The 12,316-nt window shown below is 67.8% G+C and carries 13 protein-coding genes; 6 read left to right on the forward strand and 7 right to left on the reverse strand.

The window, feature by feature from the left end:
• Positions 1-81 precede the first annotated feature (81 nt).
• Together AC1DJH_RS24005 and AC1DJH_RS24010 are read right to left on the reverse strand one after the other, a co-directional pair.
• Positions 82-606, reverse strand: a complete 525-nt coding sequence (locus AC1DJH_RS24005) for a nucleoside deaminase (RefSeq protein ID WP_472125580.1) — start codon at positions 604-606, stop codon at positions 82-84.
• Entirely contained in the window at positions 603-1,637 is a 1,035-nt protein-coding gene (locus AC1DJH_RS24010) for an ABC transporter substrate-binding protein (protein WP_472125583.1), read from the reverse strand. The genes AC1DJH_RS24005 and AC1DJH_RS24010 overlap by 4 nt, the downstream gene beginning before the upstream one ends.
• 352 nt (positions 1,638-1,989) lie before the next feature.
• On the opposite strand from AC1DJH_RS24010, the gene AC1DJH_RS24015 reads away from it, so the two are divergent.
• Positions 1,990-3,069 (forward strand): aromatic ring-hydroxylating dioxygenase subunit alpha, encoded by a 1,080-nt coding sequence (locus AC1DJH_RS24015; RefSeq protein WP_478187394.1) that lies wholly within the window; start codon positions 1,990-1,992, stop codon positions 3,067-3,069.
• A gap of 28 nt (positions 3,070-3,097) precedes the next feature.
• Here AC1DJH_RS24015 and AC1DJH_RS24020 read toward each other — a convergent pair whose 3' ends face one another.
• Together AC1DJH_RS24020 and AC1DJH_RS24025 are read right to left on the reverse strand one after the other, a co-directional pair.
• Positions 3,098-4,348 carry a diguanylate phosphodiesterase gene (locus AC1DJH_RS24020; protein WP_472125589.1) on the reverse strand — a complete coding sequence of 417 codons (1,251 nt, stop codon included), beginning with the start codon at positions 4,346-4,348 and terminating at the stop codon, positions 3,098-3,100.
• A gap of 129 nt (positions 4,349-4,477) precedes the next feature.
• Positions 4,478-5,779 (reverse strand): D-amino acid dehydrogenase, encoded by a 1,302-nt coding sequence (locus tag AC1DJH_RS24025; protein WP_478187395.1) that lies wholly within the window; start codon positions 5,777-5,779, stop codon positions 4,478-4,480.
• Positions 5,780-5,907: 128 nt separating this feature from the next.
• On the opposite strand from AC1DJH_RS24025, the gene AC1DJH_RS24030 reads away from it, so the two are divergent.
• Together AC1DJH_RS24030 and AC1DJH_RS24035 are read left to right on the forward strand one after the other, a co-directional pair.
• Complete coding sequence (locus AC1DJH_RS24030; RefSeq protein WP_472125595.1) at positions 5,908-6,375, forward strand: winged helix-turn-helix transcriptional regulator; 468 nt, start codon at positions 5,908-5,910, stop codon at positions 6,373-6,375.
• Positions 6,376-6,445: 70 nt separating this feature from the next.
• A complete protein-coding gene (locus AC1DJH_RS24035) occupies positions 6,446-6,847 on the forward strand; it encodes an OsmC family protein (protein WP_435486010.1) in 402 nt (133 codons plus the stop codon).
• Positions 6,848-6,903: 56 nt separating this feature from the next.
• On the opposite strand, the gene AC1DJH_RS24040 is transcribed toward AC1DJH_RS24035, so the two are convergent.
• The gene (locus AC1DJH_RS24040) at positions 6,904-7,578 is read right to left on the reverse strand and encodes an alpha/beta hydrolase (RefSeq protein WP_478187396.1); all 675 of its coding nucleotides are present in this window, start codon (positions 7,576-7,578) and stop codon (positions 6,904-6,906) included.
• A 5-nt stretch (positions 7,579-7,583) separates the two neighbouring features.
• Entirely contained in the window at positions 7,584-8,066 is a 483-nt protein-coding gene (locus AC1DJH_RS24045) for an alpha/beta fold hydrolase (protein WP_478187397.1), read from the reverse strand.
• 156 nt (positions 8,067-8,222) lie between these two features.
• Between AC1DJH_RS24045 and AC1DJH_RS24050 the strand changes: the two genes are divergently transcribed.
• The 3 genes from AC1DJH_RS24050 (at position 8,223) to lpxO (ending at position 11,330) form a co-directional block, all read left to right on the forward strand.
• Positions 8,223-8,906 carry a response regulator gene (locus tag AC1DJH_RS24050; protein ID WP_472125601.1) on the forward strand — a complete coding sequence of 228 codons (684 nt, stop codon included), beginning with the start codon at positions 8,223-8,225 and terminating at the stop codon, positions 8,904-8,906.
• Positions 8,903-10,330 carry a sensor histidine kinase gene (locus tag AC1DJH_RS24055; RefSeq protein ID WP_472125604.1) on the forward strand — a complete coding sequence of 476 codons (1,428 nt, stop codon included), beginning with the start codon at positions 8,903-8,905 and terminating at the stop codon, positions 10,328-10,330. The genes AC1DJH_RS24050 and AC1DJH_RS24055 overlap by 4 nt, the downstream gene beginning before the upstream one ends.
• A 103-nt stretch (positions 10,331-10,433) precedes the next feature.
• Positions 10,434-11,330, forward strand: a complete 897-nt coding sequence (lpxO, locus tag AC1DJH_RS24060; protein ID WP_472125607.1) for a lipid A hydroxylase LpxO — start codon at positions 10,434-10,436, stop codon at positions 11,328-11,330.
• A gap of 3 nt (positions 11,331-11,333) precedes the next feature.
• On the opposite strand, the gene AC1DJH_RS24065 is transcribed toward lpxO, so the two are convergent.
• Positions 11,334-12,218: a LysR family transcriptional regulator gene (locus AC1DJH_RS24065; RefSeq protein WP_478187398.1), complete on the reverse strand. Its 885-nt coding sequence runs from the start codon at positions 12,216-12,218 to the stop codon at positions 11,334-11,336.
• Positions 12,219-12,316: the final 98 nt, after the last annotated feature.

Consider the following 12,316-nt stretch of genomic DNA (forward strand, 5'->3'; position numbering starts at 1 on the left):
GGCTCGCTCCTTTGTCTCGTGGGCCGTGGTTGGCCGACGCGATTCTGAGCGAAGCCGCCGTTCCGGGCGGGCGCGGGTCTTTCAGACCTTCCATGCTCCGTCGTGCGCCGCGCTGGCCTCGTCGACCAGCGCGGGCCCGATGCACTCGATGGCATGCGGCGAGGCGCGGAACACGTCGCGGCACGACAGCTCGGCATCGCGCTGGTCCTGCCGCTCGCCGCGGAACACGCGCAGGCGTTCCGCGTCGATGCCGAACACCACGCGCCCGATGTTCGACCAGAAGATGGCGCCCGCGCACATCACGCAGGGTTCGCCCGAGGCATAGAGCGTGGCACCGGCCAGTTCCTCGCGCGAGATGTTGCGCCCGGCCAGCGCGCGCAGTGCATTGACCTCGGCATGCGCGGTGCAGTCGCCGGTCTCGGTGTTGCTGTTGCCGGCCTCGGCCAGCACTTCGCCCGAGGCCGAGACGATGACCGAGCCGAAGGGGCGGTTGCCCCGCCGGCGTGCCGCGTGCGACCAGACGATGGCCTTGCGCAGGTAGCGCCCGTCGCGCTCGTCGAGCGTGCTTTCGGCGGGGTAGGTGGTGTTGTAGCTGTTGAAGTTCATACCTTGGGGAGATTGCGTTCGCTGCGCAATGGGAGCATCGAAGTGTTGAAGATGGCGTCGGACGCCGGCTTGACCTTGAGGCCGAACACATCGGCCACTTCGTCGACCTGCTGCTCGAGCGTGAGCTTGCGGATGTCGCCCAGGCCGTGGCCGCGCGTGTCCGCCGCGCCCACGTACTGGGCGGTGATGCCCCAGCGCTCCAGCTCGATCTTCTCGTCGAGGATGGGCTCGCGCTGGCGCATGGCCGCGATGCTGGGCGCCGGATTGGCGAAGGTCTCGACGATGGCGCGGTTGCTCGCGCGCAGGAAGGCGGCCACCACCTTCGGGTTCTGCGCAATGAGGTTGCTGCTCGCGAGGATGGCGTTGCCGTACAGGTTGACGCCCGCGTCGGCGTACTTGAGCACCGCGAGCTCCTCGGGCTTCATGCGCGCGAACAGCGACACGGCCGAGTCGTGGAAGTAGGTGGCGGCATCCACGTCGCCGCGCACCATCACGTTGTCGCGCGCGCTGAAGTCGGTGGTCTGCCACTGGAAGGCATCGCCGCGCATGCCCTGCTTGCGCGCCACCAGGGGCCAGGCGCGGCGTGTCGATTCGACGGCGGCCGCGGCCACCTTCTTGCCCTGCAGGCTCTTGAAGTCGGCTGTCACGCCGCGGTCCTTGCGCCCGATGATCACGAACGGTGCGCGGTTGTAGTACTGGTACACCGCCTGCACCATCGGCGTGCCCGCGTTCTGCGCGTTGAACTCCACCAGCGAGCTGATGTCGCCCAGGCCCAGCTGGTACACGCCGCTGGCGATGCGCGTGATGGAGGCGACCGAGCCGGCGCCCGTGTCGATGCTCACGTCGAGCCCTTCGTCCTTGTAGTAGCCCTTGGTCATCGCGAGGAAGAAGGGCGCGGTCTGCCCGTTGATGCGGAAGTCGAGCGTGAACTTGAGCGGGGTGAGCTTGCCGCTGCCCTGCGCGAAGACGGGGGGAGCGGCGATGGCGGCTGCGGTGGTGCCGGTGGCTGCAAGAAAGAATCGACGTTGCATGGTGGGGCCTCGGAATCTTCGGATCTTGAATCCCCCCGCAAAAAAAGCGGGAGGCGTTTCAAGAGCAATTTCCGGGCGGCGCACGTTCGTGGTGCGTGCGCAGCTGAACGCTTCTACTCTTGCGGCCGGTGATGCACGACGCATGCCAAGGGCGATGCCAACCGGTTTTGCTCGGGCTTTGTGGCCGGGGCTTGAGGCGGTGGCGCAGGCGCGTCACAATCCGGGCTCGCAATTTGCATGGCAGGTTGCGCAGAGTAGAAGCGTTCAGCCGCGCGGTGTCCCCTCCCCGCACCCCCCGGCAGGAAATTGCTCTTTCAGTTCGTTCCCACACGACCACAGAAGGAGTCCGCGCATGCTCGTTACCCAACAACCCGTCTTCCGCAAGTTCTGGCATGCCGTCATGCCGCTCACCGAACTGGCCCATGGCCCCAAGCCTTTCAGGCTGCTGGGCGAGGACATCGTTCTCTTCATCGACGCCAGCGGCCAGCCGGCTGCCTTGCGCGACCGCTGCTGCCACCGCACCGCGAAGCTCTCGAAGGGCTGGTGCGTGGACAGCGAAGGCCAGGCCTGCGGCACCGGCGCCATCCAGTGCGGCTACCACGGCTGGACCTACGACCGCAGCGGCCAGGTCATCCGCATTCCGCAGTACGAGCCCGAGCGCACGATCTCGCCCGACTACAAGACCACGGCCTACCGCTGCACCGCGCGCTATGGCTACGCATGGGTGGCGCTGGAAGAACCCATTGCCGACATTCCAGCGATTCCCGAGTTCGACGACCCGGGCTACCGCACCATCTTCCAGTTCTATGAGGAGTGGCAGACCAGCCCGATGCGCGCGCTGGAAAACTCCTTCGACAACTCGCACTTCAGCTTCGTGCACCGCGCTACTTTCGGCGTGGCCGCGAGCCCGAAGCCGAGCAAGTACGAGCTGGTGGAAAACGAGTCGGGTTTCTACGCGGAGACGGTCATCGAGGCGACCAACCCTGAGAAGTTTCATGCGATCAGCGGCGTGACCGACCCAATCACCACGCGCCACATGCGCAACGCCTACTTCCTGCCGTTCTCGCGCCGGCTCGACATCGAATACCCGAGCGGGGTGCGCCACATCATCATCAACTGCTTCACGCCCATTGACGACGGGCGCATGCAGCTGTGCCAATGGCTGTTCCGCAACGACACCGAGGCCGACTGCGCGGCCCAGATGCTGATCGACTTCGACGATGCGGTGACGCGCGAGGACAAGGACATTCTCGAATCGACCGACCCCGACGCGCTGGTCGACACGCGTCGGCGCGGCGTGGAGTATTCGATGGAGTCGGACCGGCCGGGCATGCTGATCCGCAAGCACCTGATGCAGCTGCTCGCCAGGCACGGGGAGGCGGAGGTTCACCGCGGCATGGGCGCGGTCATTCCCGTTGCGAAGGCCGCGTAAGGGTCTGTGCCCGGGTCTCGGTCTAGGGCTAGGGCGCCTGCATCTGGCGGTGCTCGGGAAACGCAGGCATCGGCAGGCACTCGAAGCCCGGCTTCGCAAAGAGGTAGCCCTGGAACAGGCGCACGCCTTCGTCTTCCAGCCAGCGCAACTGGTCCGTCGACTCGATGCCTTCGGCGATCACGTCGATGCGCAGCTCGCGGCACAGGCCGACGATGGCCCGCACGATCGACTGGCGCGGCCCGCTGACCTGAATCTCGCGCATCAGGGCGATGTCCACCTTGATCTGGTCGGGCTGGAATTCGGCGAGCAGATTCAGCCCCGAGTAACCGGCCCCGAAGTCGTCGATGGCCACCTTCAACCCCTGGCGCCGGTACACGTCGATCGACTCCGAGAAGCTGCGATGGTCCTGAATGGCCTCGGTCTCCGTGATCTCGATGACGAGGCGGTCGAGCGCCATGCCGCATCGCTGGGCCGCGGCCAGGGTGCTGTCCAGAACGCGCGGGGACGCGACGGCGCTCTGCGGCATGAAGTTCAGGTTCAGGTCGCAGTCGATTCCCAGGCGGGCCGCTTGCGCGATGGCTTCGATGCGGCCTTCGGCGTCGAAGCCGTGGAGCTGCGCGGCAGGCACCGCCCCCAGAACCTGGAACGCCGATTCGCCACGGGCTCCGCGAACGAGGGCCTCATAGGACACGACCTTTCGGGCCACCGTGTCGACGATCGGCTGATAGGCGTAGCTGCGGCCGTACGCCGACGCCCAGGCCGCCGATGCAGGCGCGCGAACGTTCGGGGCGTCGGCGGCGGCGGCCGCGCCGGTGACGGCCGCCCTGCTTTGCGATGCGCGCCCGACGATGTTCTGCCGCCACCGTCCGTCGGCTAAGGCGGCAATCACCCGGCGTGCCTGCGCCGCATTCAATCGCAGGAACGTGGCGTCTGCGTCGAAGACGTCCTGCAGTCCGTCGATGGCGCCGAGCTCGCCCGGCGTCATGGCCATGAACGACATGGACCACTCGTCGAACTGGCGCGCGGCAAGGGGCTCGTTCAGGATGCAGACGATCTCGCCATGCCGCTCGTCGGCGACGATCTTGCGGAACGTCTGGTCGACAACGGCCGGCGGACCTTCCAGCAGCTGAAAGAAATGGCGGTTGTCGTAGAGAAGAAAGCCCGTGAGCCCGAGGCGTTCATTGGCGCTGCTGGCGCGCTGCATCAGCTGCGCCAAGGCGCGGGGGTCGAAGGCTTGCGTCGCTTTGCTCGCGTAGGCGATGTGAATGAGGGGTTGCATCAGTTGGATCCGTCCCCTCGAGGGTAGCGGCGGAAACCGACGGCGCAACCGCGATGTCGCGGCGATCCTGTAGGCCGATGTGCCGTGACGGCGTCCCTACGCCTTCGGCAGGTGCTTCAGGCCGGTGCTTCAGGCCGGTGCGGCAGCGGTGCTGGGGCGCGTTGCGCGCGACGAGCCCTGCTCATAACGGTCCATCGCGAGCCCGTCCGTGCGGATCTCCGGGCGCTGTCCCATCACCATGTCCGAAATCAGTTTCCCGGAACCGCAGGCCATGGTCCAGCCCAGCGTGCCGTGGCCGGTGTTGAGGAACAGGTTGGTGTAGCGCGTGCCGCCGACGATGGGCGTGCTGTCGGGCGTCATCGGGCGCAGGCCGGTCCAGAAGGTGGCGCGCGGCAGGTCGCCGCCGGGGAACAGGTCGCTCACCACCTTTTCGAGCGTGGCGCGGCGCGCGGGGTTCAGGCGCAGGTCGAAGCCGCCGAGCTCGGCCATGCCGCCCACGCGGATGCGGTTGTCGAAGCGCGTGACCGCCACCTTGTACGTCTCGTCGAGCACGGTGGACTGCGGCGCGAGCGATTCGTCCAGCAGCGGCACGGTCAGCGAGTAGCCCTTGACCGGGTACACCGGAATGTCGAGGCCCAGCGAGGCGACGGCGGCGCGCGAGTAGCTGCCGAAGGCCATCACATAGCGGTCTGCAGTGAGCACCTTGCCGGCGGTGGTGCGCACGCCGGTGATGCGGCCGCCGTCGGTTTCCAGGCCGTCGATGGTCTGGCCGAAGCGGAAGTCCACGCCCAGGCCGCGCGCGATCTCGGCCAGCCCGCGCGTGAACAGGTGGCAGTCGCCGGTCTCGTCGTTGGGCAGGCGCAGGCCGCCCGTGAGGCGGTCGCGCGCGCCGGCCAGCGCGGGCTCGACGCCGGCGAGCGCGTCGCGGTCGAGCAGTTCATAGGGCACGCCGCATTCCTCGAGCACCGCGATGTCGCGCTGCACCGCGTCGAGCTGCGCCTGCGTGCGGAACAGCTGCAGGGTGCCGCCGGTGCGCTGCTCGTACTGCAGGCCGGTGTCGGCGCGCAGCTGCTGCAGGCAGCCGCGGCTGTATTCGGCCACGCGCATCATGCGTTCCTTGTTCACCGCATAGGCCTCGGGCGAGCAGTTGCGCAGCATGGCGGCCATCCAGCGCAGCTGGAACAGCGTGCCGTCGGGGCGGATGGACAGCGGCGCGTGCTTCTTGAACATCCACTTGATCGCCTTCAGCGGAATGCCCGGCGCGGCCCACGGCGTCGAGTAGCCGGGCGAGACCTGGCCGGCATTGCCGAAGCTGGTTTCCTCGGCCGGACCGTCCTGCCGGTCGAGCAGGGTGACCTCTGCGCCGGAGCGCGCGAGGTAGTAGGCCGTGGTGGTTCCGATCACGCCGCCGCCGAGAACGATGACTTTCATGGTGTATTCGCTGATTCAGATGGAATAGATGGAATCTAAAGTGCACAATGCCGTGGATTCCATCGTTTTTAGAGATTCAGCAGTGAAAGTCGCTGCCGAAAATCGCCCAACGCCCTGCGCGAAGTGAAATGCCCGAACTCGACCGAATCGACCGCAAGATCCTCGACGTCTTGCAGCGCCAGGGGCGCATGTCCATGACCGAACTGGCCGAGCACATCGGCCTGTCGGCGTCGCCCTGCGCCGAGCGTGTGAAGCGCATGGAGCGCGACGGCGTCATCAGCGGCTACCACGCGCGGGTGTCGCCCGAGGCGCTGGGCAAGACGCTGCTGGTGTTCGTGGAAATCAAGCTTTCGGCCAAGTCGGGCGAGGTGTTCGACAAGGTCAAGCAGGAGCTGCTGCACATGCCCGAGGTGCTCGAATGCCACCTGGTGTCGGGCAGCTTCGACTACCTGGTCAAGGCGCGCCTGAGCGGCATGAGCGAGTACCGGCACCTGCTGGGCGACATCCTGAAGAAGCTCCCCGTGGCGGCCGAGTCGCACAGCTACGTCGTCATGGAGGAAATCAAGGAGACGCTGGTGCTGGCGGTGGACCGATGAGCGGCCGCGCCACCACTGCCTTGCTTTCCTTTTTCCCGATTCACCACCACGCCCCACCAAGGACACCGGCATGACCATTTCGATCCGCCGCGACGGCACCACCGGCACGCGCCACACCCTGAAGATCCGCAACCACGAAATCCCGGTCGATGCCTCGCCGGCCGGTGGCGGCAGCGATGGCGGCGCGGAGCCGCACGACCTGTACGACGCGTCGCTCGCGGCCTGCAAGGCGCTCACCGTGCTGATCTATGCGCGCCGCAAGGGCATTCCGGTGGAAGACATCGAGGTGGTGGTCGACCGCGACGACCGCGAGGAGCGCAAGGGCGTGTACCGCCTGAAGTCGGGCCTGCGCGTGACCGGCGACCTGACCGAAGCGCAGCGCGACGAGCTGCTGCGCGTGGCGGCCAAGTGCCCGGTGCACAAGCTCATGACCGAGGTGAAGACCGAGATCGAGACCGGCTGGGCGGACTGAGCGCGCCGCGCCGCATCCCGACGTACCGCGGCGCACCGTGCAGAACCGCGCCGCGGTCAGGCCCAGGTCATGAACCGGATCGCGCGCACCACCTCGGCCTCGCGCTCCATCAGGAAGTCGGCGTGGCAGGCGTTGTCGAGCGTCAGCCGGTGCGGGGTGTCCAGGGCGGCGACCAGGCGGTCCGAGTTGGTCTGGTAGACGCGGCGAATCACGCGCAGCAGGTCCGCCGCGTACTTTTCGGTGGTGGCGTCGAACGGCTGTTCGAGCCATGGCAGCAGGTCGCGCGCGGTGGCGGGCAACGCAGTGACCACCAGCGAGGGCGCGCGCACCGCGGTGTAGTCGGGCATGAAGTTGTGGGCGGCCACGTCCATCGCGGTGGCGGCGCCGTCCGGGGTGTTGGGCCGCACGCTGCCGTCGGGGCGCAGGTCGAGCGCCTCGCGCAGGTTGGCTTCGAGCGCGGGCCACCAGTTCTTCACCAGGCGGCGGTTGAAGGCCACGGCGGCTTGCAGCGAGCTGTGGTCGGCGTCGCTCGGCACGGGTTCGTCGAGCGCGGCATTGACCGGCGGGTCTTCTCCGCCCGTGTCTGGAACGTCCCGGTAATAGAAGGTGGTGTCCAGGTAGACGAGGCCTTGCACGCGCTCGGGGTGGCGGCCCGCGAAGCGGGTGAGCTCGTTGCCGGCGATCGAATGGCCGGCGAGCACCACGCGCCGCAGGCCCAGTTCGTCGAGCACCGCCTTCAGGTCGAACGTGAGCGTGCCGTGTCGTAGTACTGCGTGGCCGAGCGCAGCGGCAGCGGCTTGTCCGAGAGGCCGTAGCCGCGCCGGCTGATGGCCACCACGCGCGAGTCGGCCGCCAGCGCGGGCGCCAGGCTGTCGAAGTAGCGCGCGTTGGCGCCCAGGCCGGCCAGCAGCACGATGGTGGGGCCCGTGTTGCCCGGGCGTTGCCAGTCGCGCACCTGCAGCGAGACCTCGGGCATGTGCGAGACCTCGGGCATGTGCGAGACCTTCACGAAACGGTCGGTGACCGAGACCGTGCCCACCGCGGGCAGGACCGCGGGGCCCGCGCCCGCGCCGCTTCCCGCACTTGCTCCGCCCCCTGCGCCGCAGGCGGCGAGCCCGGCAACGCCGGTCATCGCCATGGCGCGCAGGAGGTCCCTGCGCCGAGTCTGCAAGCGGTTCGGCCGGGGGTGATGGGGCGTGGGTGCGAGGGGGCTGTTCACGTCGTTGTTCCGTGTGTGAGGGGGGCGTTCCAGTGTCCGGTTCGCCCCTGAAGGACACCTGCGCCCTTCATGAAGATTTCCTGAAGTGCGCCGCCGGTGCTTCGCAGATACTTCGGCCTCCCCCGGCACCGTGCTGGCTAATTCGCGTGGAGCGCCATGAATCTCTTGCTGGTTGAGGATGACCTGGATCTCGGCAACGGCGTGCGCATTGCGCTGGTCAACCAGGGCATGGACGTGGTGTGGGTGCGCCGCCTCGACGACGCGCTGCGCACGCTCGACGGGGGCACCTTCGACATGGTGCTGCTCGACCTCGGCCTGCCCGACGGCGACGGGCTCGACCTGCTGTTTCGCCTGCGCCGCGACAGGCAGATCCTGCCGGTGCTGGTGCTGAGCGCGCGCGACGCATTGAACGACCGGCTGCGCAGCCTGGACGACGGCGCGGACGACTACCTGGTCAAGCCCTTCGCGCTGGCCGAACTGCTGTCGCGCGTGCGGGCGCTCGCGCGGCGCAGCTACGGCTTCAACGACGAGACCATCCGCATGCGCGGCCTGGCGCTGCACGAGCCCACGCGCGGCGTGATCGTCGACGGCGAGCCGGTGGAGCTGTCGCGCTGCGAATTCGACCTGCTGGCGCTGCTGCTCAAGCGCACCGGCCGCGTGGTCACGCGCCGCGTGATGGAAGAGCAGGTGCTGCCCGGCGGGCAGGCCAACGGCAGCAACTCGCTCGAGGTGCACATCTCCAACCTGCGCAGGAAGATCGGGCAGGGCTACATCCGCACGGTGCGCGGCATCGGCTATGTGGTCGACGTGCAGTCGCTGGTGCGGAGCACGCCGAAATGATGCCGGCGCTGTCGCGCCGCTGGAAGCACTGGAAGCAACCGTCCCTGATGCGGCGCCTGCTGCTGGCGCAGATGGCCGTGGTCGCGCTGCTGTGGACCATGACCATCGCGCTGCTGCTGTACGACTCCTACGACGACCCCGAGCTGCTGAAGTACGAGAAGATCTTCCAGTCGGTCCTGTCGATCGCGCAGAACCTGTCCGACCGGCCCGACCGGCAGCAGCAGACCCTGACGGCTTTCGACCTGGCGCTGCTCGAGTCCGCGGGCGACGGCGACGCGGCATCGGACACCTCGCCGGTCATGCAGGTGTGGCAGAAGGACAAGCTCATCTACCGCTCCACGGCCGCCGTTCCCGTCATCCTCAACACCGTGCTCAACCGCATCGAGACCGTGAAGGTGGGTGGCCGTGAATGGCGTGCACGCACCATGGTTTCGCCCAGCACCGACACGCGCGTGATGCTGGCCGAGCCCAGCGTGTGGCGGCTCACGGTGACCGTCATGAACCGGGGCTACTACCTGCTGCCGCTGGTGGTCAGCCTGCCGTTCCTGATCTTTCCCGCATGGCTGTCGATGCGCGTGGCGCTGCGCCCCTGGCGGCAGGTGACCGAGGAAACCGCCGAGCGCGGGCCGGCCGACCTGTCGCCGTTGTCGTACGCGCCGCCGCACAAGGAGCTGCAGCCGCTGGTGCAGAGCATCAACAGCCTGCTGCAGCGGGTGCGCGACAGCACCTCGCGCGAACGCAGCCTGATTGCCGACGCGGCCCACGAACTGCGAACGCCGCTCGCGGCCATGCGCGTGAACGTGGAAGCACTCAAGGAGCAGAGCACCGACGAAGGCCAGCGCGAACTCATGGGCAACCTGCTGCGCAGCAACGACCGCGCGGCGCGCCTGGTGGGGCAGCTGCTGCAGCTGATGCGCAGCGACGCGGTCTCGGACAACAGCCTGCCGGTGCTGCTGTCGCTCGATGCGCTGGTGCAGGACCGGCTCGCGATGATCGAGGGGCTCGCCAGCGCGCGCCATGTGGAGCTGGAGCTGGTCTGCGAGGAGCGCGCGCCGGTGCTGGGCGAGCGCGAGAGCCTGGTCTCGATGATCGACAACCTCATCGACAACGCCATCAAGTACAGCCCTGAGGGCGCAACGGTGGTGGTGCATGTGTCCCGCGAGGGGGCGCACGCGTCGTTGACCGTGGCCGACCGGGGGCCGGGCATTCCGGCGCCGTTGCGCGAGCGGGTGTTCGACCGGTTCTTTCGCAATCCGGAACAGACGCAGAGCGGCAGCGGGCTGGGGCTGGCCATCGTCAAGTCGGTGGTCGAGCGGCATGGCGGGGAGGTCGTGCTTGGCGAGGCTGCGGGCGGTGGGCTGCTGGCCACCGTGCGGCTGCCGCTGGCCGAGGCGGATGCGCCGCTGCCCCTGCTGTGCAGCTGAGGAAGGCCGAAATACCCTTCAAAGACCCGGTCAGCTCCATTTTGGGGCGACGATTTACACTAGCGGGCTGCCTCCGGGTGCCGTTTACAGGACACTTTCACCAATGAAGTGGGTCATTCTTGCCATCTTCGCGCTCAGCGCGCTCTACGTTCACTTCCGCGGCCAGGTGCGGCACAAGTTCTTCAGACAGCTCTCTGATCACTCGACCTTCCTCGCGCCGCTGAACGTCTTCATGTACCTGTTCTCGAAGGTGCCGGGCACGCCGTACCTGTCGCCCGCGCAGTTCCCCGAGATGCGCATCCTCGAGGAGAACTGGGAAGTCATCCGCGAGGAAGCGCTGGCCATGCGCAACGGCGGCAGCATCAAGGCCTCGAGCCAGTTCAACGACGTAGGCTTCAATTCGTTCTTCAAGAGCGGCTGGAAGCGCTTCTACCTGAAGTGGTACGACGAGGCCCACCCGTCGGCGGCCGTGTTGTGCCCGCGCACGACCGAGCTGCTCAAGGGCATCGGCACCATCAAGGCCGCCATGTTCGCCGAGCTGCCCCCGGGCAGCCGCCTGGTGCGCCACCGCGACCCCTTCGCCGGTTCGCTGCGCTACCACCTGGGCCTGTGGACGCCCGGCGTCGAAGGCTGCTACATCGACGTGGACGGCCAGCGCTACCACTGGCGCGACGGCGAGGCCGTGGTGTTCGACGAAACCTTCATCCACTACGCCGAGAACACCACCGACCACGACCGCGTGATCCTGTTCTGCGACATCGAACGCCCTCTGCGCTACCGCTGGGCCAGCGCGGTGAACCGCTGGTTCGCCAAGAACCTGCTGGCCGCCGCAAGCTCGCCCAACGAAGCGGGCGACAAGACGGGCGGCATCAACCGCGCGTTCAAGTACATCTACCAGATCCGCGTGGTCGGCAAGCGCCTGAAGGCCTGGGACAAGCGCGCCTACTACCTGGTGAAATGGGCCATCTTCGGTGGCCTGGCGCTCTGGATCTTCTGGTAAGGCTCAGGCCGGGCGGGCTGCGTCGAATGCAGCCGCGAACGCCTGCGCCACCGCCTCGACGTTGCGGCTGCCTTCGTCGGAATTTCGCCAGACCAGGGAAAGCTTCCTGAACGGCGCGCGGCTGCCGAGGTTCACCTCGCGCACCGCATAGGCCCGCACCAGCGGGCGCCTGGGCTGGGGAACCACCGAGACCCCCAGGCCCTGGGCGACCATGGCGACGATGGCGTCCATCGAGCGCAGTTCCATCACGCAGCGTGCGCTCGGCAGCAGGCTGCGCACATGCCGCGCCGCAACGCGCCCGCCCGCCAGCGACAGGTCGTACCCCACCCAATCGTGGGCCTCCAGCAGCTGCCTGGCGGTCTTTGCGGTGGCGTTCGGCGGGGCCAGCATCACGTAGGGCTGGCGGTGCAGCTCGCGCCAGATCAGCCGGCGCGAGCCGCCGGATTCCGGCCGCACCAGCAATGCCACGTCGAGCCGCGCCGCCTTCAGTTCGGAAATCAGTTCGTCGCTGTCGTTCAGCGGCGGCACGACGACGTCGAGCGACGGGTGCCGTTGGCGCAGCGCATGCAGCGCCTGCGGCAGCACGTCGCTCTGCATGCTGGTGATCACGCCCACCCTGACCCGCCCCGCGACCTCGACGACCGGGCGGGAGCGCAGCGTCTGCAGCCGGTCGGAGAAGTCGCCCACCGCGTCCACCACCTCGCGGGCGAAGGCCGTCGGCAGCATCACGCGCGTCGAGCGGTCGAACAGCGGCTGGCCGAAATACTGCTCCAGCTGCTTGACCTGCAGGCTGACCGCGCTCGGGCTGCAACCGACGACGCCGGCGGCGGCGGTGAAGCTGCCCTGCTCGATGATGGTTCGCAGCGTGACCAGCAGGGTGAGATTCATGAGAAAAACTCACAGTTGAGATTTGTAGATATCGCTTTACTCATTCTATGGCGTGCCTAGGATCGGCTCGTTCCCACCTCGATCCGCATCGATTCACT

The sequence above is a fragment of the Variovorax sp. 10N412 genome (assembly GCF_056394985.1).

Excerpts from the sequence above, each read along its gene's own strand:
- AC1DJH_RS24055 (WP_472125604.1), top strand. The coding sequence starts at position 8,903 with ATGATGCCGGCGCTGTCGCGCCGCTGGAAGCACTGGAAGCAACCGTCC.
- AC1DJH_RS24010 (WP_472125583.1), bottom strand. The coding sequence starts at position 1,637 with ATGCAACGTCGATTCTTTCTTGCAGCCACCGGCACCACCGCAGCCGCC.
- AC1DJH_RS24025 (WP_478187395.1), bottom strand. The coding sequence starts at position 5,779 with ATGAAAGTCATCGTTCTCGGCGGCGGCGTGATCGGAACCACCACGGCC.
- AC1DJH_RS24020 (WP_472125589.1), bottom strand. The coding sequence starts at position 4,348 with ATGCAACCCCTCATTCACATCGCCTACGCGAGCAAAGCGACGCAAGCC.
- AC1DJH_RS24015 (WP_478187394.1), top strand. The coding sequence starts at position 1,990 with ATGCTCGTTACCCAACAACCCGTCTTCCGCAAGTTCTGGCATGCCGTC.
- AC1DJH_RS24050 (WP_472125601.1), top strand. The coding sequence starts at position 8,223 with ATGAATCTCTTGCTGGTTGAGGATGACCTGGATCTCGGCAACGGCGTG.
- AC1DJH_RS24035 (WP_435486010.1), top strand. The coding sequence starts at position 6,446 with ATGACCATTTCGATCCGCCGCGACGGCACCACCGGCACGCGCCACACC.
- AC1DJH_RS24030 (WP_472125595.1), top strand. The coding sequence starts at position 5,908 with ATGCCCGAACTCGACCGAATCGACCGCAAGATCCTCGACGTCTTGCAG.
- AC1DJH_RS24065 (WP_478187398.1), bottom strand. The coding sequence starts at position 12,218 with ATGAATCTCACCCTGCTGGTCACGCTGCGAACCATCATCGAGCAGGGC.
- AC1DJH_RS24005 (WP_472125580.1), bottom strand. The coding sequence starts at position 606 with ATGAACTTCAACAGCTACAACACCACCTACCCCGCCGAAAGCACGCTC.
- lpxO (WP_472125607.1), top strand. The coding sequence starts at position 10,434 with ATGAAGTGGGTCATTCTTGCCATCTTCGCGCTCAGCGCGCTCTACGTT.